Below are 25934 nucleotides of genomic sequence, written 5' to 3' on the forward strand. Positions count from 1 at the left end.
AAATCTGACTGAATCCGTGAAGCTCTTCAGTTAACAGATGCCATGCTCCCTTTTTTCCGGTGATACTCATAAGGGACCGACAAGACGGCTGATCCTATAACCTGACGGCGCCCTGTTTAAAAAAGAGACCTTGGCGTACTTATTATGCTCAATACTACGATTTACTCGCGGATGATAGCGGTTATGAATTATTGATACAGGAAAAAGCAAATTAAACACTAAATAAAACTCCTGATATCAGACAACTACTCAGATGAACAGGCAGCCATTTTAGCCAGACGACGATGAGTCGACTCACTGATAAAATGTAAAAATAAAAAACAAATGATGCAAAATGAGGACAAATAAGTGATTCCAGCCATCAGAAAAAACTTTATTTATGCATAAAAAAATATATTGTTACATTACGCAAAACAGCCTATTACAGAGAGAAGATTGTTCCGTTATTCATCGCCAGCCAGCCCGATAAAACTCAGTGAGCCGGGGTACAGTTTTAAAGATGATTCAATTCACCACGATTTTCAGTCAGGCAACGTTTCCCGCTGCAGGCATAGGCGGAAGGATTTCCGCAGTATGGTAAACGGTATTATTTAACAGGCCCTCTTTTCGTTCATGTAGCATTAGTCGCTTAAGGTATCGGCCTGGAGGTAAAGAACTCAGCGTAATGCAGTGGCGCGCTTTTAAAAGGCATCAGCTTCATAACGCGGGTATAACAGCAGTAAAGATGCTTTAACTAACCGAAAATACATTAAAAGGAATTGAAATATGCGTGATTTAACTCTGTGTGAAATTGAAACCGTAAGCGGTGGTGAATTTGTCTCTACCATTGAAGGGGCGCTTGAAGGGGCTATCTGGGGCTTTATCGAAGGTCTGGCAACCGGTGTCACGGTCGGTGGAAGTGCAAGCCGCAGTGCTGTATTCGGACCTATTGCTCAGCTCTGTGGTGCGGTTCTGGGCGGCGTCATTGGCCCGGCTGTATGCGTCATTATGGGTGCCTTGTGGGGAAAAGATGCTGTCGCCGCATACGCTGCTGACTTCCGCGTCAACTACGGTACCAGCGGTTCACAGTTGCTGGTATAACAGCACAGCCCGTTATCACCGATCAAATAAATGCTGACGTAAATCCTTACCCCTCCCGGATAAACTCAGCCTTTAAGTTTTGCCGTAGCGAATGGCAGAAATTGACCGCTAAAATAACGGACTTCAAAAATCCCCGCCCTTATGCTGGCATTCGTTGTGATCGAATCTATCGAAAACAAGCGCGTTAAACGCCGCTGATAATGATGCTGATTTAAGGGCGGGGGTGGCATGATGCCGATCAACGTTATCCCCGACACCCCGATCGCTGACAGCCGCGTTCAACACTCACCCAGAGCATACCTCACCTTTTGCGCATTAGCAGGCAGGATTGCTTACGCTCCCCAAAACTGTCCGCGCTTAGACATCTTTTTTTTAAAATAAATCTATTTCAGGGGAGGTTGTTATTACCATTTTCTCCCTGCCGTTAATTTTAAATTATAAATATAAGGTTAAACAGAAAAATTATAACGCATCAAACATGCTATAAACACTCACCTTCAAATGAAGACAACTTTACTTATTCGTTAACTAAACCATTAATAAAGTTCTATGTTAGCCTGACCTTCCTGAATCAAAATTAAAAATCAGGAGAAGGCGATTAATCAGTGCGCTCAGTTTAAGGGATAAGAATATTATGCGCCTCATATCTCTTATTCATTATCACTTTGCACGCTGATTACTCCGCACAGCAAAGAGAGCGTTCGGTCTGTTCAGAACTGCTCATTTATAACAAATCTGATAAGAGAGATAATATGAGAAAATTATTATTAAGCACCGCCATTATTGCCGCGATGGCGTCCGTCAGTTTTGCGGGTCAGGCTGCAGAATCTGCGACCCTTTCCATCACGGGTACCATCACTCCAGCCGCCTGTGGTGTGGCATTAAGCTCTGCAAGCATTGATCTTGGCACCATCGCCGCAGCGACACTGCTGAAGGACAGCAATGTTAAACAGGGCAACACCGTTACCCTGAATGTGGATTGTGAAGCGCCTGTCGCGATTGCCGTTCAGACCACAGATAACCGTGCGGCAAGTGCCATGACGCTGGCGAACATGTCTGAAGAGATGAAAACCTCCGTTTCAGGCTTATCGGATGCACACATTTTCGGCTTAGGGACAGACAGCTCTCAGGGACATGTGGGGGCGATGGCACTGGCGATTACCGACGCAACCGCCGACGGTGCAGCGAATACCAATGTGCTGACCAGTAGCGATAAAGCGGCATGGTCTCTCACTCATGTGACGGCTACAGCACCCGCAACGCTGACTAAAAACGGCTATTTTACCCTGGCGGCGGATGCCAATAGCACCACCCCGGCAGCCATGACTAAAGCCTCCTATTCCATTGCGTCAAGAATGATTCTGAAGAAAGCGGATGCCTACCCGAGCGGTGAAGAAGTGCCTATTGACGGTAACGTCACCTTCTCTGTGGTTTATCTGTAATTTTTCATGATTGTCAGCGAAGGCCGTCCGGCCTTCGCGTTTTAAATACAGGGTAAAAATAAAATGAAAATAATTCTCTCTGTTGCCATTCTCTTTTCCTTGTCTGTATCCGGCGTATTTGCAGCCGGCATGAAGCCTGAAGTACCGGCTTTATTTCTTGATGACCAGAATCGTGAAGTGACGGTTAATGTCCTGAATACAGACAGGGATACGGCGCTGCTGCACAGCAGCCTGCAGACAATTCCTCAAGACCCTGAAAACCGGCTGATTATTACCCCTCAACTGGTTCGTGTTGATGGAGGGAAAAACCAGCAGATCCGGGTGGTGTTAAAAGAGGGTGTCAGGCTGGATACCCAGAAGATGCAGCGAATTAATTTTGTCTCTATCCCGCAGGATGATGGTAAAAAGAATCGCGCCCGCATTCTCATTGGCCAGAATATTCCGGTCATTATCTCCCCCGCCAGCCTGCCGGTAAACACCGCGCCCTGGACAGGGCTGACCTTCCATCTTTCAGGCGCCTCTCTGCACATTGAAAATCCGACACCTTATATCGTCAGGCTCACCAGAGAGATTAATTTACTGCCCGGCAAAGGGTCGGTTGAACTGAAAAATTCCTACATTCTTCCGGGTGAAAAGTTTGATGTGGCTCTGCCTGCTGCCTCCGCGAATAAGGTGAAAGCCCTGCTTCTGCACCCCGTCACCCGATATGGAATTTTAACCGCCCCTTTTAATGTGCCGCTCTGAGCCCGTTCACCTTTATCCATGAAACAATTTCTGATACTCAGCCTTGTGGTCAGTTCAGCCTGTGTGCAGGCGGCAAACCGCTATGACAAAGAGATGCTCAAAGCGCTCGGCTACGACGCCAGTGCCGCTGAACTGCTTGATGCAGGCACGCACTTTCTGCCGGGGAAACAGCCCGTCAATATTGTCGTTAACGGTCAAAGCAAAGGGGTGCATATCCTGACCTTTGATCAGGCCGGTAATCCCTGCTGGCCAGCCGATCTGCCAGAAAAGCTGGGGATCATCCCCGATCGTTTCCGTCAGGCAGAGGATGCGCGCTGCCTGCAGCTGCCATCCGACAGCCCGATTCTGCTGGAGCAGCAGGTTGACCGCAGCAGCCTGCTGCTGAAGGTCCCGGCAGGCGACCTGTCTGCGCATCCGCGCTTCTCCAGCGGGGGAAATGCGCTGGTGATGAATTACGATGGCCGACGCTATCAGTACCAGACGCGCGCCGGACAAAACCACCACTCGCAGACGCTGACCTCCGAGATTGGGGGCAATATCAACAACTGGGTACTCCGCAGCGGGCAGAGCTATACCAGCCAGAATGAACACCACCAGCTGACCCGACTGTACAGTTATGCCCAGCGCTCCCTTCCCGGCTGGGCGTCGGTCGTGCAGATAGGTGAGATCACCGCGGGCGACACCCTGTTTTCCGGCATAAACCTGCTGGGCGCACAACTCATGCCAGAACGCAGTGCAGAAAATAGCGGAAACAGCGGCGTGTCGCTGAATCTGCTCTTCTCACAAGCCGGTACTGCCGAGGTCTGGCAGGCGGGCATCCTGCTGAAGACCTATCAGGTCACAGCAGGCATGAACACACTGGCTGACATCCCGGCGATCAATCAGTCCGATGATTTTGAGATCGTCAGCCATGACCAGTCGGGTCATCGTCAGCAGCAGACGATCCCCTATATTCAGGCTCAGACCACGGTTTCTCTGGCGAATGCCGGACTCTCTCTGGCCGCCGGACGTCTGCGCCTGACCGATGAGTCGTTCCCGGTGTTCGTCGGTTCCGCCGGACTTTATAAGAATGGTTTCATGGCCGTGACGGCAGGCGGGCTGATGAGCGAGCACTATCAGGCCGCCTCCTGGCGCACCACGCTGCGGCTGACAGAACGCCTTATCGCCTCCCTGACCCAGACCGCCTCGCAGGTGCAGGATTCGGCCGGGGAGCGAGGCAACATGCAGGGCCTCAATCACCAGCTCAGCATCAGCGCAGGCGTGACGCCGCGATTATCACTGACCTCTTCCGCCAGCTTTCGCAGCCGTGATTTCAGGGATCCCGGCAGTTCATGGCGCGCCGGAGACGCCCGTCAGGAGAATGGACAGATCCGGTCACAGTACGCCGCGGGGATAAGTTATAGCCAGCCGCAGCTCGGCGTACTCGCCTTTTCCGGCAGCCTGTCACAGAGCTGGCAGAATGCAGAAAGTCTGGGCTACATGTTCAGCTGGGGCCGCACCTTCGGAAAAGTGAACGTCAATCTTGGCATCCAGAAAAACCGGCTCACGAAGGATCAACGCCACACTGATGACCATTACGTTTACCTCAATTTCGCGGTTCCGCTCGGCAGCCGCAGCAGCGTGCGCAGCTGGGTTAGTGACACCCGGGGAAAAACACGCGCCGGCATGGGTGTTGACAGCACCCTGAATGATAAATTTGCCTGGAGCGTCTCCGGGGAGAAAAGTCAGCGTGAGGATGCGTCAGTTGCGGGTTCCGCAACCTGGACCACCAAATACAGTCAGCTGAGCGGCGGCGTTTCGCATAATGAAAACAGCACCAGTTACAACGCGGGCGCGCGCGGCAGCGCCGTCCTGCATAGTGAGGGAGTGACCTTTTCGCCCCGCAAAACAGGCGATACCTTTGGCATTATTTCCCTTAACAGTCCCCAGCCTGACGTCAGTATCCACACCCCTGGCGGCGTAGTGTGGAGCGACCACACGGGTCATGCCATCACCTCCTGGACACCGTGGCAGAAGAATACCGTGCAGATCGAAAACCAGAGCCTGCCTGACAATGTCCAGGTCATCAGCGGTATTGCAGACATCACGCCTTACCGCGGCGCGGTAGTGCCGGTGATTCTGCCCGCCTATACGGTTCGCCGGGCGCTGGTGAGCTTCCCGCCAGAGCAAAGTCCGGCACCGGGTGCCCCTGTCAAAAATGGCAAAGGTCACCTGATCGCCTTTGTGAATGAAGATGGCACGCTCTTTTTCGACGACCTGCCGGACGAGCCGCTATTCAGCCTCGACCGCAATGGCAGCCAGTGTGCCATCGATATGCTTACGCCCTGGTATAACCAGCCCGGCACCCTTTATGCCTCACTTTCCGCGAGATGCGTCCCATGAAACAGCCCTCTGTTCTGCCTCTGCTGCTGGCTTTCAGTGGCCTTTTTGCCACACTCCCTGCCCGTGCGGCGTGCGAAATTCAGCTCAGCGATCCACGGATTGATTACGGTGAAATGACACGGGGCGAGCTGCTCGGTCGCCCGGGCAATGCGCTGACTGCCGTCGAACTGCGGATGGGTAACCCGCGAGAGTCAGAGATCACGGTCATCTGTGACCGCCCGACACCGCTGAAACTGATGTTCAGCGGGCCCGCGAAAGACGCCGACAGCTATCTGTTTGGCGAACAGGGCCGGGCGACACTGACCCTGCATGATGTGACGCTCGACGATCGTCCGGTCACGATCGAACGAGCCGGAACAGAGGCAGCAGCGATGGCGTTCAGCGCCGGTCAGCCTCTGCAGTTCCGCAAAGAGGGCCAGATCGCCTCCGGCAGCACGCTGCGTGCAAAAGTGAGGATAGTCACCTGGCTGGCTGCCGATGCCACCCGGGTGAGTGAGCGGAAACAGTGGCAGCTTAACGGCAGCTTTATCGTCAGCGATGAGGGCTGACGGCCGCTGAAAAATTATCTCGCGCCTTACCCTGTTTTCCCGCGCAACCCGCATGCTATCTTAAGGTTTTGATTTTTCAGTGGGCAAAATTGATGACTAAGTTGCGGGTAGGGATCGTGTTTGGCGGGAAATCGGCTGAGCATGAAGTGTCGTTGCAGTCGGCCAAAAATATCCTTGAGGCGATAGACAAAACCCGGTTTGACGTGGTGCTGCTGGGCATTGATAAACAGGGGCACTGGCGTCTTAACGATGCGTCCAACTTCTTACTGAACGCTGAAAATCCATCCCTGATCGCCCTGAATCGCGCGGCTGACGATGTGGCGCTGGTACCCGGTCATACTCAGCAGCAGGTTATCACCCGTCACAACGCACATCCGCTGTCGCAGATCGATGTCATCTTCCCTATCGTTCACGGCACGCTGGGTGAGGATGGCTCTCTGCAGGGCCTGCTGCGGATGGCTTCGTTACCCTTTGTCGGCTCCGACGTACTCGGTTCTGCGGTCAGCATGGATAAAGATTTTACCAAACGCCTGTTACGCGATGCCGGTCTGAAGGTCGCCCCGTGGCTGAGCGTCACCCAGGCGCAGCGCGCCCAGCTGGATGCAGAGGCTGTCATTGCCCGCTTTGGCCTGCCGCTGTTTATCAAACCCGCCAATCAGGGTTCATCGGTCGGCGTCAGCAAAGTGGACAGCCTGGAGGAATTTGACGCCGCGCTGGCGCTCGCCTTCTCCTTTGACCGTAAAGTGCTGATCGAGCAGGGCATTAAAGGGCGCGAAATTGAGTGCGCGGTGCTGGGCAACGATGCGCCCGAAGCCAGCCCCTGCGGCGAAGTGGTGGTGCATGATGCCTTCTACTCCTACGACACCAAATACATCTCGGAAAGCGGCGCGCAGACGGTGGTGCCCGCCGCCCTCTCCACGGAAACCAGCGAGGCCATTCGTGAGGTTGCCATTAAAGCCTTCACGGCACTGGAGTGTTTTGGTATGGCGCGCGTCGATGTGTTTTTAACCGACGACGGCGAGATTATTGTCAACGAAGTGAATACCCTGCCCGGCTTCACCAATATCAGCATGTACCCGAAATTATGGCAGGCAGCCGGACTCAGCTATCAGGATCTGATCAGCCGCCTGATCGACCTGGCCATCGAGCGCCACCAGCAGGCCAGCACCCTGAAAAGCAGCGTCAGCTAATTGCCTCAGCGGCGTGGCGTCAGGCCACGTCGCTGGTGAAGGTGCGGTAGTTAACCGGTGAGGTCTGGTTGCGGCCGTTGCGTTTCGACAGATAGAGGTTTTTATCTGCCGCAGAGATCAGCCGGTTGATGACGGGGGGCCACTCCGTCGCCTCAGCGGCGCTGTCATGCGCCAGTCCCAGACTGACGGTCACCGTCACGGTATTCCCCTGCAGCCAGAACTTCTCTTTCGCCATCGTCTGCCGGATATTCTCAGCCAGAAAATAGAGTCTCTCCGGGTTCTGATCGAACAGCACCACCACAAACTCCTCGCCACCAAAACGGCAGATGCGTCCCGCTTTGCCCACCACCCGCTGCATCCGGCGCGCGATCTCTTCCAGCACGCTGTCGCCCGCGTCGTGACCAAAATTGTCGTTAATGGCTTTGAAGTAGTCGACATCCAGCAGGATAACGCCCGCTTTACGTTCAGGGAAGATGGGTTCACTGCGCAGGCTTTCATAGAGACCGGAGCGCGACAGCAACCGGGTCAGGAAGTCGTAATTCGCCCGCAGCGCCAGGCGCTGGTTAAGCTGACGGATCGCATCCATACTCGCGGCCACGATCAGCGGGCTGATGGAGATAGTCGCCACCCCCAGCCGGGCCGAGGTGAGATGGTTAAGCGGCAGCATCGCGTCGCTGCCCTGAATGTTCATCACGCCGTGCGACACCAGGATAATTTCGGTAATGCCGGTCAGTAAAATCACCAGGCTGGTCAGCGGCATGGGCAATACCACCGCACACCAGATCAGCGCAGGAACCGGGAACGTCAGGCTGCCCGCGCCACCCATCATCGCCCCGATTGTCAGCGAACCCGCCACGGCGATAACCGGGAGCAGCTTGCGGATGTGCAGAAACTGGCGGGGCGACAGCGACGACCAGTCGCGGGTCAGCAAAAACGGCAGCAGCATCAGCCCGGTGGAGAACTGCTCGCTGAACCAGTCAGCCCATGCCACCGCCAGCCCGGTATCAAAATCAGCCTGCTGCGCCAGCGCGCCCCAGCTGGCACAGGTGAACGCCGCCAGCAGGCAGGCCGGGAAGATTCGCAGCACGCTGGTAATCCGCTCACTGCCGGAATCGTGCTGAAGATGCCTGACCAGCAGCGTCACCGCCACCAGCACAAACAGCACATTCGCCACGTTAAGGGTTAACGCTGAGAACGCCCAGCCCGAAAACACGGTGTCGTTGAACACCATGGCGGCCAGGATAGCCAGGTAGTAGCGGCCCCGGTGCAGAAAGGGATTGCGGACGATGACGCCCGTCACGATCGCATTGACCGGCCAGAAGAGAGAGAGCTCTTTGGGAAAGCGCAGATGTCCGCCGATAAAACAAAACAGCAGCGTGATTAAAAACAGCAAAACTGCGTTCTTCTTTGCGTTGTGCTCTTCAAACAGCGGTGTGCGCATGCGTCCGGACCTTATCGCGGTGAGGCTGGCTCTCCACGCCAGCCTGAACAGGCGCGTGGTGTCAGAATGATTAAATCCTGAATGCCTTCAATGTCATCCTGCGATAAAACCCCACTTCATGGGCTAACTCAATAAAATGACCCAGTGCCGGGTAAGCACAGCAGATGACAGCAGAAAACGGGGCTTTATTATGCCCCGCCGGTAAAAAAATCGGCTATCCGAGATATCCGATTTTTGCTCTTCTGCTGATGCTGCCGTTGCGCTTCGGGCTATTTTACGGCCACCGGCCACTGACTCAGGCGGATGCCGCGCTTGTCCGCGTTGTCGCCAAAATCTTTCAGCACCGCTTTCACATCGGGATCGATATATTCCGCATTGTCATTATCGATAATCACCACGCTGTTCTCCGGGATCTCATCCAGCAATCCCTGCAGCTTTGGGTTGTGCATAAACGTCAGGTTCTGCTGAAAGCGCAGGACGTAGTGATCGTCATAACGGGTGAGCTGCAGCGCGTTGCGATGGCTTTTATAGATGCTGTAGAGGATCTGCGTGGCGATACCGATGCCGATACCGACCAGCATCCCCAGCGTAATAATGCCGACGATGGTCGCCAGGAACGGCACATACTGCTGGGCCCCCATCCGGAACTGTTCGACAAAGAGTTTAGGGGTCGCCAGTTTATAGCCGGTGTAGAGCAGCACCGCGGCCAGGCTGGCCAGGGGAATGGCGTTCAGCATCTCACTGAACCACATGCCGCAGATCAGCAGCAACACACCGTGAATGAAGATGGAGAGCTTTGTCTGCGCCCCCGCGCTGACGTTGACCGAACTGCGCACGATCACCGCCGTTATCGGCATCGCGCCCAGAAAACCGGCGGTCAGATTACCGATGCCCTGAGCGAACATCTCTTTGTTGGGCGACGGCGCGGGCGTCTGCGGACGCAGCTTTTTCAGCGCTTCCTGACTCAGCAGGGTTTCCAGGCTGGCAACCAGAGCCAGCGTCACGGCGACGACCCAGACCTGCGGATTCTGCCAGGCCATCCAGTCAGGCGTTTCCAGCTCAGCCACCAGCGCAGAGACGCTGTCGAAGGCGGGCAGCGAGATGCGTGCCAGCCCCTGCGCCATCTCCGGGAACAGCCTTCCGCCTGCCACCGTAGCGACGCAGCCGACCAGCACCGCAATCAACGGTCCGGGGATCCAGGCCAGCGCCTTAATGCGTTTGATCGGGGCGGTTGTCCAGAGGCATAAAATGGCTAAACCGACCGCCGCCACGACAATCGACGGCAGTGAGAAGGTCATCTGCCCATTCACCAGCGAAACCAGCTCCGCATCGCCCGCCGCGCCCAGCGCCACCGGGATCTGCTGCATGATCAGCAGCAGGCCAATCGCCGCCAGCATGCCTTTAATCACACTGCCCGGCACCAGCGAGATAAACCGTCCGGCGCGCAACAGACCCAACAGGCACTGCAATGCCCCGGCAATAATCAGCGCGGTGAGGAAGGCGGAGAAGCTGCCCAGCGTCGCCATCGAGGCGACAACGATAGTGACCAGACCCGCCGCCGGACCGCTGACGGCAAAGCGGGAGGGACTTAACGAGGTGACGACCAGACCGCCAATCACCCCGGTCAGCAGACCGGCAAACGGCGGCAGCCCGCTGGCCTGAGCGATACCCAGACAGAGCGGTAAAGCCACCAGGAAAACCACCAGACCCGCCGGGATGTCGCGGCGCAGGGTATCAGAATTCATCATGAAGGCTCCTCTGAAGATTGATGAATCAGCTCTTTGAGATGGCCGGAGCGCAGGTCATAAACACAACCAAACACCTCCAGTTCCTGGCCCGATTGCCAGATTTGCCTGACCGGCTCAGACTTCACCAGCCTGGCGAATTGCGCTTTAACGTTGGCTTCAACTAGCCGATCGCGTTGTTCATCGGGGGTGGCGTCTGCTGGCCCTTCCTCGGCCAGCCCCTGCTGAATGTCATCACGTAGCCGCTGAATACGCCTTCCCAGTGCGGTGTCCTGCCCTTCCAGCACGCTGCCTGGCAGGTTCTGTGCGGCTTCTACCCCGCCGCAGCCGTAATGGCCGCTGAGCACGATGCGTTTCACGTTGAGAAAGAAGAGCGCGTATTGCAGCACGCTCAGCAGATTGTCATCCTCCTCCAGCACCATGTTGGCGATATTGCGATGCACAAAGAGTTCGCCTGGGTGGGAGCCGGTCAGCACTTCGGCCGGAACACGGCTGTCTGAACAGCCAATCCAGAGCGAGTGCGGTTTTTGCTGATGAAGGGATTTTTTGAAATAGTCTGGATTACGCTGGCGGCGCTGTAATGCCCAACTGCGATTTTTCGCTAATAAGGGTTTAAGTGTCGTCACATTCATCTTCTCTCTACTACCGGGATGTCGCATCCTGGCTGATCACAAAGTGTATCGGCTCACAAATAGCGTGAGAGCCGCCAGGTAAATAAGAACAAGGTCACAGAAAAAGGTTATAGACGTTAACCATTACCAATGCACGAGCAATATTTCACAACGCTTTAACATGGCATGATTTGTCAATTAAACGTCAGCAAAAGTCAGAGGAAAGTAAATTTAATTCAGCAGGAGAAAAATGAGGACACATAAACAGCGCAGATTAAGACAAGATATATCAGGCAATTAAAAACTATAAAATAAAAGGCTTAATTTATTGCTGACAAATAAATACAAACACTAACCGCATGGCTTTTTCTCACCCTGCCCGTTCGCCCCACTTTTACCAGGATTACTCTTAATTAAAAAATTAACCATTAGCACAATCGACCATCTTAATAGCAGAGAGCCAGTTAAATACGCCTGCTTTGAGATAAGAATAAAGCGAGAGATGATTAATTTAATTCGCAGCAAAATAGTGACAGCGGAAAGTAAATCAGGACCAGAATTAAACAGAGCCTGAACATGTCAGGCTCTTTTTCTTGACGAATTATTTACCGTTCCAGCTTTGCAGGCGCGATTCCCGCACGGAGAGCTGCTGTTCCGGCGTCAGCTTATTGTAATTCTCCGCCATCCCGCTCTCCCAGTCGCCGTAAAGCGGGTTCGGCAGCACGATGAACTGCGTGCCAAACTGCTGATGATTGAGATTCACAAAATCGCGACGCTGCTGATTGCCCTGATGCCAGGTCGCCCCGCCGAAATCGTTGAGGTTATCGCCCACGTAGAGCACCACGTTGTAGCCCGCATTTTTGATGGCATCGAAACGCGCCTGCTTGTTGGAGCTGTCGGTATTCAGACGCACCGTTTTTTCACTGACGTCAGGAAAACCGAGCTGCTGCATATTCGCCACCGTGGCGGCGTAATCTTTCTGATCGCGATTCGACACGTAGAACAGCGTGCCGCCGTTCTGAGTGACGTGGCGTGCAAACTCAACCGCGCCGGGCACTGCTTTCGCCTGTCGCGCCTGGGTCCAGGCTGACCAGCTCTTGCTGCTGAACGGCTGACCGTTTTTCGCCTGCCAGGCGCTGTAGGCGCTGTTATCCAGCATGGTTTCGTCCAGATCGACAATTACGGCTTTCGGTTTGCCGGTCAGCGACGGCGCCTGATCGAACGCCATGCGTGCGGTGTTAAACGCCTGCCAGGTCAGCGCCTGATATTCGCCGGACTGCTGGAACCAGTTGACTGCCAGCACCGACTGCTGCCCGAGCTGCTGCTGAGCGGTCTGATGTGACGGGGAGGCACAGCCGGTCAGCAGCAGGGCAACCAGTCCGGAGGCGGCAAGTTTTGCGGAGGTTTTCATCATTTCATCCTTAAGGTGAGAAAGGGCTGAGGAGACGCTTCAAAAATGTAGCAGTTAACGTAAGCTGTTGGCAGCCCAATGCACGCTGTTATCACAGGAGATTCCTATGGCCGTTATCCCGCGCTCGCCGTTGCTCGACTCGCTGGACTGGGTGGATTATGCCTTTCAGCCCGCCGGTGAGCCACCGCCCGCCGACGGCGCCTGGGGGCATCAGCGCCACAGTGCCACGGTCGTCTTCGACGTCGAAAACACCCCATCCAAAAGCTGCGAGTCGGATGGCATTATCAGCAGCGGGACGCGCCCGGTGGCGGTGTATACCGCTGACTGCCTGCCGGTGCTGATCGCCGATCCTCAGCAGCGCATCGTGGCGGCGGTGCATGCCGGACTGAAAGGCACGCTGGCGGGCGTGCTGATCCGCGCCGTGGAAAAACTGTGCGAACAGGGCAGCGAGCCAGAGAATCTGCTGGTGGCGATCGGCCCGGCACTCGGCCCCTGCTGTTATGAACTGGCCGAACCTCAGCTGGCGGAGATCGCCCGGAATCCGGCGCTGGCCCGCGGGCTGCGCTGGCACAGGCAGCAGCCGGTCAATGGTGAGGCTCAGCGCCCGCAGGCGACGGCGCGTCAGCAGGGTCTCTGGTTCGATCTGCCGGCGCTGGCGACGCAGATGCTGGTCGATGCGGGCGTTCCGGCTGCGCAGATCGATAATGTCGGCGTCTGCACCTACTGTATGGCCGAGAGTGGTTCAAGCTACCGCTTCAACACCCATACGGGCAGCGGCTATCACTCCCGCTACTCCTGGATCCGGCGGCGATAATCGCGCCCGCCCTGAAAATCGGCCACGGCGGACGCACAGCCTGTCGCGGCTGATGTTGATTTCACTCACACCCTGACACTCTTTCACTTTTTTTTAACACAGAAATGGCTAGAGTTAACTCATCCGACCACTTTATCGTGAGTGCTGATCATGGCCGTTCATTCCGACTATCCCGCGCTGTTCAGGCCGCTGGACCTGGGTTTTACCCGACTGAAAAACCGTTTCCTGATGGGTTCCATGCACACCGGCCTGGAAGAGCACCCGGATGGCGCAGCCCGGCTGGCGGCTTTCTATGGCGAGCGCGCGCGCGAAGGCGTCGCGCTGATTGTCACCGGCGGCATTGCCCCTAATGCACAGGGCGTCACCACCGCCCACGGCGCGATGCTGACAGAGGAGGCGCAGTGTCACTGGCACCGGCAGATTACCGATGCCGTTCATCAGCATCAGGGCAAAATCGCCCTGCAGATCCTGCATACCGGCCGTTACAGCTATCAGCCCGATCTGGTCGCACCCTCATCCCTTCAGGCGCCGATCAATCCGTTTACGCCCCAGGCGATGAGCGAGGCGGCGATTGAACAGACTATTGATGACTTTGCGCGCTGCGCCCGCCTGGCCCGCCAGGCCGGCTACGACGGCGTGGAGATCATGGGCTCTGAAGGCTACCTGATTAATCAGTTCCTGGTGAAGCACACCAACCAGCGCAGCGACCGCTGGGGCGGCGACTTCCGCCAGAGAATGCAGTTTGCCCTGGCGGTCACCCGCGCGGTGCGTGCCGCCACCGGCGACCGTTTTATCATTATCTTCCGGCTGTCGATGCTCGATCTGATCAAAGAGGGCAGCACGCTGGAGGAGACGCTGCTGCTGGCGGGCGAGCTGGAGCAGTGTGGGGTCACGCTGTTCAATACCGGTATCGGCTGGCATGAAGCGCGCATCCCGACCATTGCCACCTGCGTGCCGCGCGCGGCCTTTGCCTGGGTCACGCAGCGCCTGCGTGCTCACGTGTCAGTGCCGGTCATCGCCACTAACCGCATCAACCACCCCGCCGTCGCCGAAGAGCTGCTGCAGTCAGGCTGCGCCGATATGGTGTCGATGGCGCGCCCTTTCCTCGCCGATGCCGCCTTTGTCAGCAAAGCGCAGCGCGGCGAACCGGACAGCATTAACACCTGCATCGCCTGTAATCAGGCCTGCCTAGACCAGGTGTTCGCCGGAAAGATCACCTCCTGCCTGGTCAATCCGCGCGCCTGCCACGAGTCGCTGATGCCGGTGGTCCCCAGTCGCGCCCCGCGCAGGCTGGCGGTGGTCGGGGGTGGCCCGGCCGGAATGGCCTTTGCCCTGCAGGCGGCCGGGCGCGGACATCAGGTGACGTTGTATGAAGCCGCCGCCGATATCGGCGGCCAGTTCAATATTGCCCGGCTGATCCCCGGCAAAGCGGAGTTCAGTGAAACCCTGCGCTATTTCCGCCACCAGCTGGCGGCCGCCGGTGTGAAGGTCAGGACCGGCTGCCGGGTCACGGCCGAGGGGCTGGGTGATGCCGATGAGGTGGTGCTGGCCACCGGCATTCAGCCACGCACGCCGGATATTCCGGGCATCGATCACCCCAGCGTCCTGAGCTACCTTGAGGTGCTGCGCGATGGGCGTCCGGTGGGGAAACGGGTGGCGATTATCGGAGCCGGTGGCATCGGTTTTGACGTAGCGGAGTTTCTGTCGCAGCCTTCGCATGACGCAGATCGCGCGGCCTTTTACGCTGAGTGGGGTATCGATCAGAGCCTGACGCAGCGCGGCGGTGTGGTGGCCCCCGAGCCGCCCGCCGCATTACGGCAGATCTGGCTACTGCAGCGCCGCACAGGCAAACCCGGCGCCGGGCTGGCAAAAACCACGGGCTGGATCCACCGGGCCAGTCTGCAGGCGCGCGGCGTGGAGATGTGGGGCGGCGTGGAGTATCTGGCGATTGACGATCGCGGGCTGCACCTGCGGCGCAACGGTGAAACCCTGCTGCTGGCGGTCGATAATGTGATTATCTGCGCCGGACAGGAGCCGCAGCGCGAACTGGAAGCGGCGCTGCGTGCACGGGGACAGAAGGTGACGGTGATCGGCGGTGCCGATGTGGCACAGGAACTGGATGCGCGCCGCGCCATCGCACAGGCGACCGCGCTGGCGCTGCGTGTCTGATTAGCGCATTTTCACTGCACGCAGCACTACAAACTTCTGGTTAGAGGCGACCAGCGTGCAGTTGCCGAACAGCTTTTTCAGCTTCTGGTGATAGTCGAGGTGGCGGTTGCCGACGATGCGCAATTCGCCGCCATATTGCAGACAGCGTTTGGCATCACGGAACATCTGCCACGCCAGGTGATCGGTGACGGCGTGCTGCTGGTGAAACGGCGGGTTGCACAGCACCGCGTGCAGCCGGTCCGAGGGATAGCCGCTCAGCACGTTGTTGACCAGGAACTGACAGCGTGACAGATCCTCCGGACGGTTTACTTCCACGTTAAGCTGGCTGGAGGCGACCGCCATGTAGGACTCATCCAGAAAATGCACCTCAGCCTGCGGGTTCTGTGCCAGCGCCATCAGCCCCACCACGCCGTTGCCGCAGCCCAGATCGACAATCTCGCCTTCGATATTTTCCGGCAGATGCTGCACAAACAGGCGTGCGCCGATATCCAGCGAGCTGCGTGAGAAAACGTTGGCGTAGTTGTGGATCTGATAAGGAGTGCCATCCAGCGGCCAGACCTGCGTGGGACTGGCTTCGCGCAGGGCAGGCTGGCTGAACTGACTGAAGATCAGCCGCGCTTTTTTCCACGCCAGCGAGGTTTTCGTCTCGCCGATGATCTGTTCAAACAGCTGCAGGGTGGAGTTATGGATCTCTTTGGCGCGAGCTGCCGCCAGAATCACCGTCTCCGGGGTCACCACTTCACGAATCGCGCGCAGCTGATGCTCCAGCAGCGCCAGCGTCTTCGGCACTTTAATCAGCACCGCCGCCGGGGAAGCAGGCAGCGCCGCCAGGCTGTCAATAAAGTGGACGTCGCTGTCATCCATCCCGTTGAAAGAGAGGTTCTGCCGGGCGGCCTGCTGGCTCAGCCAGGAGTCGCTGACGTGCCAGACGGGACGCGGATTGAGACCACAGGTTAAGGCACCAAAACTGTCGTTGAATACCAGCACCGGCCCCTCTGGCAGCGCCTGCTGCAACAGATACTCATCAGCCGCATCCCAGGCTTGTAATGGACTTTCGTCACGCATCTGCGGGAAGCGATGCAGGATCAGTGTGCGATCGTTCAGTTCAAGTTGGCTCATGAATTCTCCGGCGTGGTACACTTTGATTAATTTTCGCCCCGATAAAAAGGGCGCGCAGTATACTCTTTTTCGCCTGGAATCCCTAATGTCCTCACTCATCTACCTTCAGGGTTATCCTGCTCCCCTTCTTGAGCAGGTGCAGACCCTGATTACCCATCAGCGCTTAGGCGCGTTTCTGCAGGAGCGCTATCCCGATACCCACGATGTCGTGAGCGATAAGGCGCTTTATGACTACACCCAGGCGCTGAAAAACCGCTTTATGCGCAACGCGCCGCCGATCAGTAAGGTGGTGTGGGACAACAAAATTAAAGTGATGAAGCACGCGCTGGGGCTGCACACCGCCATCTCGCGCGTGCAGGGCGGCAAACTGCGGGCAAAAGCGGAAATCCGTATCTCCACCTTTTTCCGCCTCGCGCCGGAGCCTTTTCTGCGCATGATCGTGGTGCATGAGCTGGCTCACCTGAAAGAGAAAGATCACGATAAGGCGTTTTACCAGCTCTGCTGCCATATGGAGCCGGATTACCACCAGCTCGAATTTGATGCGCGGCTCTGGATGACCGACCAGGCGATGCGCGGCAACGCGGCTTAAAGAAACTCCTGCGCTTTCTGGATCAGACTGGTTTTGGTCAGCGCGCCCTGAAAATGGCGCTCAGCGGGGTTGTTCAGCACCGGCAACCGCTCCAGCGTGACGGCGGCAAAGGCTTCCCACCCTTCACGCATGCTCTGGTTCTGATAGATCACCGGGAAATCCTGATCCATCACGCACTGCACCGGCGAGTCGAGGGTAATCTCCTGTGCCAGCACCCGGCGTGAAATCTCATGAATGGAGACCACGCCGAGGAAAGCCCCCTCAGCGTTGATCACATAGACGTAGCGCTCGCGCTTCAGTGAACTGACCGCCAGCGCCTGCCCCACCGACGCTTCCGGCTGCAACGCCGCGCCGGGAATAATCAGCTCGGCAATGCGCATGTTATCGAAATCATATTTCGCTTCTGAACGGCTGAAGTGATGGCTTACTACCGGGTAGGTGCTGGCCGATTGCAGCCGATAGACCACCATGGAGGCCAGCACCGTGGCGATCATCAGCGGAAACAGCAGGCTGCTGTTGAGGGTCATCTCCAGCACCATCAGCATCGCCATCAGCGGGGCCTGGCTGACCGCCGCCAGCACCGCCGCCATGCCGATGGCGGCATAGAGCAGCACATTGCCGAGCGGCAGATGCAGCATCGCCCCCAGCGTCGCCAGGATCACGCCGAGCAGCGCGCCGATCAGCAGTGACGGCGTAAACAGCCCACCGACCGCATTCGAGCCCACCGAGAGGCTGGTGGCAACGGTTTTCAGCAGCAGCAGAAGCAGCAGGCCCGGCAGCAGATAGTGGCCCGCCATCACCTTCACAATCACTTCGTAGCCGTTGCCGAGAATATCGGTTGAGAGCAGTGCCAGTAAGCCCACGACCAGTCCGCCTGCACCGAGGCGCAGCGGCAGGGAGGCGACCCGGCTGAACAGCGCTTTACTGCGGGCAATACACTTAATCAGCAGCCAGCCCGCCAGCCCGGCGCACAAACCAATCAGCACCGTCATCAGCAGGCTGCTGAGATCCATGGCAAAGTTTGCCTCCGCCAGCGGGTAGAGCGCGCTGCGAAAGCCCAGCGTCCACATGGTCATCACCGCCGTGGCGGAGGCGATAATCAGCGGGATCAGCCGCTGCAGGGCGGAGATGCCGAAGGCGATTTCGGCGACGAATATCGCCGAAGCCAGCGGCGCATGGTAGACCGATGAGAGCCCCGCCGCCGCCGCCATCGCCACCACGTCACTGTTTTTCAGGTTAAGCGAGGCGGGCAGCAGGCGGCCAATCGCGCTGCCGCACAGCGCCGAAAGCTGCACCATCGGCCCCTCTTTCCCTATCGACGCGCCGCTGCCGATACTGGCGATGGAGGACAAGGCGCGGAACAGTGAGGTTCGGGTCGGCACCGCATCGAGCCGGGCGTTGATCACCTCAAGATAGTCGGTTTTCACCGTCTGCTGCTGCTCAATGGCGACCGCATAACGCAGAAAAAAGCCCGCCAGCACACCACCAGCCCCCACCAGCAGCGGCCAGAAAATCCACGGCCAGAGCGGCAGTAACCCGCTAATCTCCCCGCTGCGGGCAAACAGCAGATGGTTGATCAGTTCAATCACGCCGCGAAAAGCCAGCGTCACCAGCGACGCGGCACACCCGACCGGAATGGCGATCAGCAGTGTGGTCCAGTTTAATGCGTGCTTACTTGCTTTCACCTGCGCTCCCTGGTTGGTGCCTGACATTCATCGCTCCCGCATAGTATTGGAATCGGGATCGCAGGATCAATCCCTGCCCGCCCCTCCCCGTTGCACCGCGCCGGAGAGATGTTACTCTGCCGCTTTACCGCTGCCGGAGAGAAAACGTGATTCGTTTTGCCATTGTGGGAACAAACTGGATAACACGCCAGTTTATTGATGCCGCGCATGAAACCGGCGGGATGCAACTCTGTGCGGTCTATTCGCGCAATCAGCAGCAGGCGGACGCCTTTATCGCCGACTATCCCTGCCAGGCAACCTTTACCTCGCTGGATGCCCTGGCCGCCAGCCCGGCGATCGATGCGGTCTATCTTGCCAGCCCTAACGCCCTGCACTGCCAGCAGGCACTGCTGTTTATGTCGCACGGCAAGCATGTCATCTGTGAAAAGCCGCTGGCTTCCAATCTGGCCGAGGCGGAGCAGATGATCGCCTGCGCCCGGGAACATCAGGTGGTGCTGTTTGAGGCGTTCAAAACGGCCAGCCTGCCCAATTTCCTGCATTTAAAAGCAGCACTGCCCGCCGTGGGGCGGATGCGGAAAGCCCTGCTGAGTTACTGTCAGTATTCATCGCGCTACCCGCGCTATCTCAACGGTGAAAATCCCAACACCTTTGATCCGCGCTGGTCGAACGGCTCGATCATGGATATCGGTTATTACTGCCTGGCCTCGGCGGTGGCACTGTGGGGCGCGCCGCAGCGGGTGCAGGCCAGCGCCACCCTGCTTGAGAGCGGCGTGGACGGACATGGGGTGGTGGTGCTCGACTACGGCGATTTTGACGTGACGATTCTGCACTCGAAAGTCAGTGACTCCAGCCTGCCCAGCGAGATTCAGGGAGAAGCCGGATCGCTGCTTATTGAGAAGTTATCGGAGTGTCAGCAGCTGACCTTTATGCCCCGCGGCGGAGAAAAGCAGGTGTTAAGTCAGCCGCAGCATAGCAACACGATGCGTTATGAAGCGGCCGAATTTGCCCGGCTGGTGGCGCAGCGTCAGGTGGCGCATCCCGGGCTTGCGATCTCACGCACCACGGCGGCACTGCTGACTGAAATCCGTCGACAGACCGGTGTTATCTTCCCGGCCGATCGGGCGGTTGTGTAAATATTTCTAAATATGTCTGCGAGCTGTTGCTTCCTGGGCGGTGAAACCGTAACGTAGCTTTCTGCAAAGGGGAGTAACTTGTAATCTGATTGATCGTCACTACGTTGCGCAAGCATCCGGTCGTCAGGCAACCCGGAATCGATTTCTGTGTTGTAAGTGAGACCTTGCCGGAAGGCGAGGTTTGCTTACACAAAAATAAGCGGCTGATGTCTTCTGACTTCAGCCGTTTTTTTATTTTTCAGACAGGATACGAATATGCAAACTGTGGGGACACCTTTACTCTGGGGCAGCTTTGCGGTTGTGGTGCTTATCATGCTGGCTATCGACCTGCTGTTGCAGGGACGCCGCGGCGCGCAGACCATGTCTTTTAAACAGGCGGCGATCTGGTCGCTGATCTGGGTTTCCGTCTCACTGCTGTTCAGCGCCGCTTTCTGGTGGTATCTGGAAGGCAGCGCAGGACGCGAAGTGGCTAACACCCAGACACTCGCCTTCCTGACCGGTTATGTGCTGGAAAAAGCACTGGCGGTGGATAACGTCTTTGTCTGGCTGATGCTCTTCAGCTACTTCTCTATTCCGGCCAACCTGCAGCGTCGCGTGCTGATCTACGGGGTATTAGGCGCTATCGTGCTGCGTACCATCATGATCTTCGCCGGTAGCTGGCTGGTGACCCAGTTCAGCTGGATCCTCTATGTGTTCGGTGCCTTCCTGCTGTTTACCGGGGTGAAAATGGCGCTGGCGAAAGAGGATGATGGCGCAGTAGGCGACAAGCCGGTGGTGCGCTGGCTGCGTAAGCATCTGCGTATGACGGACGATCTTGACGGCGAGAAGTTCTTTACCCGCAAAAACGGCGTGCTGTTTGCGACACCGCTGCTGCTGGTGCTGATCATGGTGGAGCTCAGCGACGTGATCTTTGCGGTCGACAGTATTCCGGCGATCTTTGCCGTCACCACCGACCCGTTCATCGTCCTGACCTCCAACCTGTTTGCCATTCTGGGTCTGCGTGCCATGTACTTCCTGCTGGCGAACGTGGCAGAGCGCTTCTCGATGCTGAAGTATGGCCTGGCGATTGTGCTGGTGTTCATCGGCTTTAAGATGCTGATTGTCGATCTCTACCATATCCCGGTCGGCATCTCGCTGAGTGTGGTCGGTCTCATTCTGGCATCAACCCTGCTGATTAATGCCTGGGTTAACAGCAAAAGAGACCAGAAAAAGCTCGCACCATAATTACCTGCGGGGGCAGCGGATGCCCCTGTTTTATTTTGTGGCAGCCTGCCGCGCCGTTTCATCCCTCTGTCACACTTCCACTATTCAGCATAATAAAAATCTGACGCGCTCCACAGCGGCAGAACTTTCTCTTTTCTCGTCCGATCTTTTCCTTATACTCCGCCGGGCAAACCGTTTTAGCCGATGCAAAACATCGCGCCTGAAACTACATTCGCGACAAAATATAGAAACTATTATGCAGAAAACTCTCTCCGCACGTCTGGGTACGCTGCTCGCCGGTAGCCTGGTGAAGCAAATCATGATTGGGCTGGTCGCCGGTGTCGCGCTCGCCTGGATCTCACACGATGCCGCGTTAGCGGTCGGCCTGCTGGGCGAACTGTTTGTCAGTGCGCTGAAAGCGGTGGCCCCCTTACTGGTTCTGGTGCTGGTCATCGCCTCGATTGCGAACCACCAGCAGGGCCAGAAAACCAATATCCGGCCGATTATCATGCTCTACCTGCTGAGCACCTTTTTCGCGGCAGTGGTCGCGGTGCTGTTCAGCCATCTGATCCCGCAGACGCTGACGCTGGCGGTCGGGAGTACCGAAATCGTTCCCCCTTCCGGCATCACGGAAGTCCTGCACGGGCTGCTGATGAGCATGGTGTCGAATCCGATCACCGCGCTGATGCAGGCGAACTATATCGGTATTCTGGTGTGGGCGATTGGTCTGGGTCTGGCGTTCCGTCACAGCAGTGACACCACCCGCGCCTTTCTTAATGACGCGTCCGAAGCCGTGACCTGGCTGGTGCGCTGCGTCATCCGCTGTGCGCCTGTCGGTATTTTCGGTCTGGTGGCGTCAATTCTGGCCTCCACCGGCTTTGGTGCGCTGTGGCAGTATGCGCATCTGCTGGCGCTGCTGCTGGGCTGTATGGTGCTGATGGCGCTGGTGGTTAACCCGCTGCTGGTGTTCTGGAAGATCCGCCGTAACCCTTATCCGCTGGTCTTCACCTGCCTGCGCGAAAGCGGCGTCACCGCCTTCTTTACCCGCAGTTCTGCCGCCAACATTCCGGTGAATATGGCGCTGGCGAAACGTCTGAAGCTGGATGAGGATACCTATTCGGTGTCGATTCCGCTGGGCGCGACCATCAGTATGGCGGGCGCGTCAATCACCATTACCGTGCTGACGCTGGCGGCGGTGCATACGCTGGGGATCAGCATTGATGTGCCGACTGCCATTCTGCTGAGTCTGGTGGCTTCCCTCTGTGCCTGTGGCGCATCGGGTGTGGCGGGCGGTTCGCTGCTGCTCATCCCGGTGGCCTGCAATATGTTTGGTATTCCGAATGACCTGGCGATGCAGGTGGTGGCTGTCGGCTTTATTATCGGCGTCCTGCAGGATTCGGCAGAAACCGCGCTGAACTCGTCAACGGATATTCTGTTTACCGCCGCTGTCTGTCAGGCAGAAGCGGAGCGCGAAACCAGCCGGGCTTAGTCTTTCAGATAGCTCAGCAGTTCAAAGAGTGGGTGGCTGAGTCCGAAGAGCAAAGCGTCCCGCGCCAGGGAAGGCGCGGGCCGAGCGAGCAGGGATGCTTTAAGCGACTTTGCGATCGGACTCTGCCACCCGCGAAGTGCACCGAATTAACAGACGGTAATGACGACCTCTGGATCGTCATTTTTGCCCGCAAATTATAACGTCACCCCGCTTTTGAAAATCGCCAGCTCGCGGAAGTCGTTCTTTTCGTTGTTGGTGGGCTGACCGCTGGCAATCGCCACGATGGTATCGACAAAATCTTCCAGCATCGCCTCCATGCTCATCCCCTCAATCAGCCGTCCGGCATTAAAGTCGATCCAGTGCGGTTTTTTCTCCGCCAGCGGCGTATTCGTCGCCAGCTTCACCGTAGGCACAAACCCCCCATAGGGCGTGCCGCGTCCGGTACTGAACAGCACCATGTGGCATCCGGCACCCGCCAGGGCGCTGGTGGCGACCGCATCGTTACCCGGTGCACTCAGCAGATTCAGCCCCAGTGTGGTTAACCGCTCGCCATATTTCAGGACATCGACCACCTGGCTCTGCCCCGCTTTCTGGGTGCACCCCAGCGACTTCTCCTCCAGCGTAGTAATGCCACCCGCCTTGTTGCCCGGCGAGGGATTCTCATAGATCGGCTGCTGGTGATCGATAAAGTACTGCTTGAAGTCGTTGATCATCGCGACCGTTTTATGGAAGGTCTCCTCGTCGCGACAGCGGCTCATCAGAATCCGCTCCGCGCCAAACATCTCCGGCACCTCAGTCAGCACGGTGGTGCCGCCGTTGGCGATCATCTGGTCGGAGAAACGTCCCAGCAGCGGGTTGGCCGTGATGCCGGAGAAGCCGTCCGAGCCGCCACACTCCAGCCCGAACTTCAGCTCGCTGAGCCTGCCCGGTTCACGCCGGTCATGACGCATCTTCTGATAGAGCGCATGCAGACGTTCCAGTCCGGCTTCCACCTCATCGTCATGCTGCTGGCACACCATAAATTCCACCCGGTCACTTTCAAAAGCACCGAGGGTGTCACGGAAGACATCGACCTGATTGTTCTCACACCCCAGACCAATCACCAGCACCGCGCCCGCGTTGGGATGCCGCACCATGTTTTGCAGCATGGTGCGGGTGTTGTCGTGATCCTGCCCCAGCTGCGAACAGCCAAAGGTGTGGCTGAACAGGAACGCGCCATCGATATCTTCCGCCTGCTGCGTCTCCTGCAGGAAACGCTGCAGGATCTGACGCGCAATGCCGTTGACGCAGCCGACGGTGGGCAGGATCCACAGCTCGTTGCGGATGCCGACCTCGCCACTGGCGCGCCGGTAGATCTGCACCTCGCGATCGCCACGCTGCGGCGGCAGCGTCACGACGTCGGGCTGATAAGCATAGTGGTCCAGATCGCTGAGATTGGTGCGGGCATTCTGCGAGTGGATCAGCTCTCCGGCCGCCACCGGCTGCGTGGCATGGCCAATCGGCAGGCCATATTTGATTACTGGCTCATTCTGCCCGACAGGCTGCAGAGCAAATTTATGCCCGCGCCCGACGGCCTGGTGCAGCACCACACGCTGTGGTGGCAGCTCAACCGTCGCGCCCGCGGCTAAGTCACGTAACGCCACGGCGACATTGTCGCGGGGATCGATTTTAATTGCGTCTTGCATCGCGTGACCTCAGTTGACTCAGCGCCTCACGAACGCCGTGGACGGTAATGTTTTGCAGGTGCCGGGTAACCGTCTCAGCCAGCCCGGGCTGACGGGTTAAATCTTCGCCCCAGTGCTGCGCATCGCTGAGCACGTTCTCCACCAGCTGCTGCAGCGACATCGCCCCGCTCTCCTGCGCCTGCCAGGCATCGGCATAGCGCTGTAACCAGTGGGGATCATCCTGCAGCGGCCACGCTTTTCTGGCCAGCTTGCCGCGATAAAAGGCGATCAGCGCCGCCAGCGCAAAGGTAATGTGCACCGGCCACTGCCCGGTTTGCTGATGTGCGGTAAGCAGCGGCGTCAGCAGACGGGTGCGGAATTTGGTCATGCTGTTCAGGGCAATCGATAGCAGCGCATGGCGAATAAAGGGATTACGGAAACGGCGCAGAACCGCATCGGCAAAGGCATGGAGCTCCGCAGCAGGCAGATCCAGCGTTGGGATGACATCCTCGCGCAGTAACGACGCCACAAACCCGGCAATAGCCGGATCGGCCATCGCCTCGCCCACGCTCTCCAGACCGGCCAGAAACGCCACCGGCACCATCGCGGTATGGGCACCATTCAGGATCGCCACCTTCTGCGCTTTATAGGGCGCGATGTTGTCCACATGCCGCACCTGCGGCGACAGCGCCTCCAGCTTCAGTTCACTGAACAGCGCCGACGGCCCCTGAATCACAAACTGGTAGTAGACTTCGCCCGCCACCAGATAGCGATCTTCATAGCCCAGTTCGCTTTGCAGCTGCTCACTCTCCGCCGGGAACCCGGTGACGATGCGGTCGACGAGGGTGTTATAGAAAGCGCAGTGCTGATGCACCCAGCTTTTAAATTCGGTCGGCAGATGCCAGTGATCGGCGTAGCGCAGCACCTGCTCACGCAGCGTGTCGCCGTTGTGGTCAATCAGCTCGCACGGCACCACCAGCCAGCCGCGGTCGCTGGCCCCACTGAAGTGGGAGTAGCGCGCCCACAGCAGCTGCGTCAGTTTTCCCGGGAAGCTGCTGGCGGGCTGGTCGGTGAGCTGGTCCGCCTCCGCAAAGGCGATACCCGCCTCGGTGGTGTTCGAGAAAACCATGCGCAGGTCAGGATTTTGCGCCAGCGCCATAAAGTCGCCGAACTGCTGATAAGGGTGGATCTCACGGTTCAGACTGCGGATGAGACGGGTTTCGCTGACCGGCTCACCCTGCGCGTTCAGCCCGCGAATCAGCGTGGTGTAGAGTCCCTCCTGCTGATTCAGCGTATCGCTGACGTCCCGGTTACGAGGCCGCACCACCACGATCCCGGCATCGGTGCCCTGATGCTCGTTCAGCCAGTCGATCTGCCAGTCGATAAAGGCGCGCAGGAAATTGCCTTCGCCAAACTGGATCACCCGGTCGCGATAGCGCGCGCCCGGAAAGTCGCGGCGGTTCAGCCTCTGCATC

At 57.6% G+C, this 25934-nt stretch carries 20 protein-coding genes; 12 read left to right on the forward strand and 8 right to left on the reverse strand.

The window, feature by feature from the left end:
• Nucleotides 1-765: 765 nt before the first annotated feature.
• The 6 genes from HFD97_RS16025 (at nt 766) to ddlA (ending at nt 7386) form a co-directional block, all read left to right on the forward strand.
• On the forward strand, nt 766-1080 hold the full coding sequence (locus HFD97_RS16025; protein ID WP_009087309.1) for a hypothetical protein: 315 nt from the start codon (nt 766-768) through the stop codon (nt 1078-1080).
• 752 nt (nt 1081-1832) lie between these two features.
• On the forward strand, nt 1833-2522 hold the full coding sequence (locus tag HFD97_RS16030; protein WP_167432245.1) for a DUF1120 domain-containing protein: 690 nt from the start codon (nt 1833-1835) through the stop codon (nt 2520-2522).
• Nucleotides 2523-2585: 63 nt separating this feature from the next.
• The gene (locus HFD97_RS16035) at nt 2586-3266 is read left to right on the forward strand and encodes a fimbria/pilus chaperone family protein (RefSeq protein ID WP_167432244.1); all 681 of its coding nucleotides are present in this window, start codon (nt 2586-2588) and stop codon (nt 3264-3266) included.
• Between the two features lie 18 nt (nt 3267-3284).
• Nucleotides 3285-5648, forward strand: a complete 2364-nt coding sequence (locus HFD97_RS16040; RefSeq protein ID WP_167432243.1) for a fimbria/pilus outer membrane usher protein — start codon at nt 3285-3287, stop codon at nt 5646-5648.
• Nucleotides 5645-6196 (forward strand): hypothetical protein, encoded by a 552-nt coding sequence (locus tag HFD97_RS16045; protein ID WP_167432242.1) that lies wholly within the window; start codon nt 5645-5647, stop codon nt 6194-6196. The genes HFD97_RS16040 and HFD97_RS16045 overlap by 4 nt, the downstream gene beginning before the upstream one ends.
• Nucleotides 6197-6288: 92 nt before the next feature.
• Nucleotides 6289-7386, forward strand: a complete 1098-nt coding sequence (gene ddlA, locus HFD97_RS16050) for a D-alanine--D-alanine ligase (RefSeq protein ID WP_167432241.1) — start codon at nt 6289-6291, stop codon at nt 7384-7386.
• A gap of 19 nt (nt 7387-7405) precedes the next feature.
• On the opposite strand, the gene HFD97_RS16055 is transcribed toward ddlA, so the two are convergent.
• The 4 genes from HFD97_RS16055 to HFD97_RS16070 all read right to left on the reverse strand — a co-directional run bounded on the left by HFD97_RS16055 (nt 7406) and on the right by HFD97_RS16070 (nt 12594).
• A complete protein-coding gene (locus tag HFD97_RS16055; protein WP_009087321.1) occupies nt 7406-8827 on the reverse strand; it encodes a GGDEF domain-containing protein in 1422 nt (473 codons plus the stop codon).
• Nucleotides 8828-9096: 269 nt separating this feature from the next.
• On the reverse strand, nt 9097-10572 hold the full coding sequence (locus HFD97_RS16060; protein ID WP_009087324.1) for a SulP family inorganic anion transporter: 1476 nt from the start codon (nt 10570-10572) through the stop codon (nt 9097-9099).
• A complete protein-coding gene (locus tag HFD97_RS16065; RefSeq protein WP_033736060.1) occupies nt 10572-11204 on the reverse strand; it encodes a carbonic anhydrase in 633 nt (210 codons plus the stop codon). Before HFD97_RS16065 ends, HFD97_RS16060 begins: the two co-directional genes overlap by 1 nt.
• A 580-nt stretch (nt 11205-11784) precedes the next feature.
• Entirely contained in the window at nt 11785-12594 is an 810-nt protein-coding gene (locus HFD97_RS16070) for a 5'-nucleotidase, lipoprotein e(P4) family (protein ID WP_167432240.1), read from the reverse strand.
• A gap of 106 nt (nt 12595-12700) precedes the next feature.
• Between HFD97_RS16070 and HFD97_RS16075 the strand changes: the two genes are divergently transcribed.
• Together HFD97_RS16075 and HFD97_RS16080 are read left to right on the forward strand one after the other, a co-directional pair.
• Nucleotides 12701-13408, forward strand: a complete 708-nt coding sequence (locus HFD97_RS16075) for a polyphenol oxidase family protein (RefSeq protein WP_167432239.1) — start codon at nt 12701-12703, stop codon at nt 13406-13408.
• A 150-nt stretch (nt 13409-13558) separates the two neighbouring features.
• The gene (locus HFD97_RS16080) at nt 13559-15577 is read left to right on the forward strand and encodes an NADPH-dependent 2,4-dienoyl-CoA reductase (RefSeq protein WP_167432238.1); all 2019 of its coding nucleotides are present in this window, start codon (nt 13559-13561) and stop codon (nt 15575-15577) included.
• Here HFD97_RS16080 and rlmG read toward each other — a convergent pair whose 3' ends face one another.
• Nucleotides 15578-16696 (reverse strand): 23S rRNA (guanine(1835)-N(2))-methyltransferase RlmG, encoded by a 1119-nt coding sequence (gene rlmG / locus HFD97_RS16085; RefSeq protein ID WP_111208120.1) that lies wholly within the window; start codon nt 16694-16696, stop codon nt 15578-15580. It abuts the gene before it with no gap.
• 85 nt (nt 16697-16781) lie between these two features.
• Here rlmG and HFD97_RS16090 point away from each other — a divergent pair, with 85 nt between their 5' ends.
• Nucleotides 16782-17285, forward strand: coding sequence for a M48 family metallopeptidase (locus HFD97_RS16090; RefSeq protein ID WP_009087337.1), 504 nt, complete (start codon nt 16782-16784; stop codon nt 17283-17285).
• On the opposite strand, the gene HFD97_RS16095 is transcribed toward HFD97_RS16090, so the two are convergent.
• Nucleotides 17282-18970 carry a chloride channel protein gene (locus HFD97_RS16095; protein ID WP_167432286.1) on the reverse strand — a complete coding sequence of 563 codons (1689 nt, stop codon included), beginning with the start codon at nt 18968-18970 and terminating at the stop codon, nt 17282-17284. The genes HFD97_RS16090 and HFD97_RS16095 overlap by 4 nt on opposite strands.
• Nucleotides 18971-19116: 146 nt before the next feature.
• Here HFD97_RS16095 and HFD97_RS16100 point away from each other — a divergent pair, with 146 nt between their 5' ends.
• From HFD97_RS16100 to sstT, 3 genes are all read left to right on the forward strand, one after another.
• On the forward strand, nt 19117-20103 hold the full coding sequence (locus HFD97_RS16100) for a Gfo/Idh/MocA family protein (protein WP_167432237.1): 987 nt from the start codon (nt 19117-19119) through the stop codon (nt 20101-20103).
• A gap of 255 nt (nt 20104-20358) precedes the next feature.
• A complete protein-coding gene (locus tag HFD97_RS16105) occupies nt 20359-21327 on the forward strand; it encodes a TerC family protein (RefSeq protein WP_167432236.1) in 969 nt (322 codons plus the stop codon).
• 235 nt (nt 21328-21562) lie between these two features.
• Entirely contained in the window at nt 21563-22795 is a 1233-nt protein-coding gene (gene sstT, locus HFD97_RS16110) for a serine/threonine transporter SstT (protein ID WP_111208118.1), read from the forward strand.
• 194 nt (nt 22796-22989) lie between these two features.
• Here sstT and HFD97_RS16115 read toward each other — a convergent pair whose 3' ends face one another.
• Nucleotides 22990-24480, reverse strand: coding sequence for a UxaA family hydrolase (locus HFD97_RS16115; protein WP_167432235.1), 1491 nt, complete (start codon nt 24478-24480; stop codon nt 22990-22992).
• A complete protein-coding gene (locus tag HFD97_RS16120; protein WP_167432285.1) occupies nt 24464-25933 on the reverse strand; it encodes a tagaturonate reductase in 1470 nt (489 codons plus the stop codon). The genes HFD97_RS16115 and HFD97_RS16120 overlap by 17 nt, the downstream gene beginning before the upstream one ends.
• Nucleotide 25934 lies beyond the last annotated feature (1 nt).

The sequence above is a fragment of the Pantoea sp. EKM103V genome (assembly GCF_011800365.1).
GTDB classification, from domain to species: Bacteria; Pseudomonadota; Gammaproteobacteria; order Enterobacterales; family Enterobacteriaceae; genus Pantoea; species Pantoea anthophila.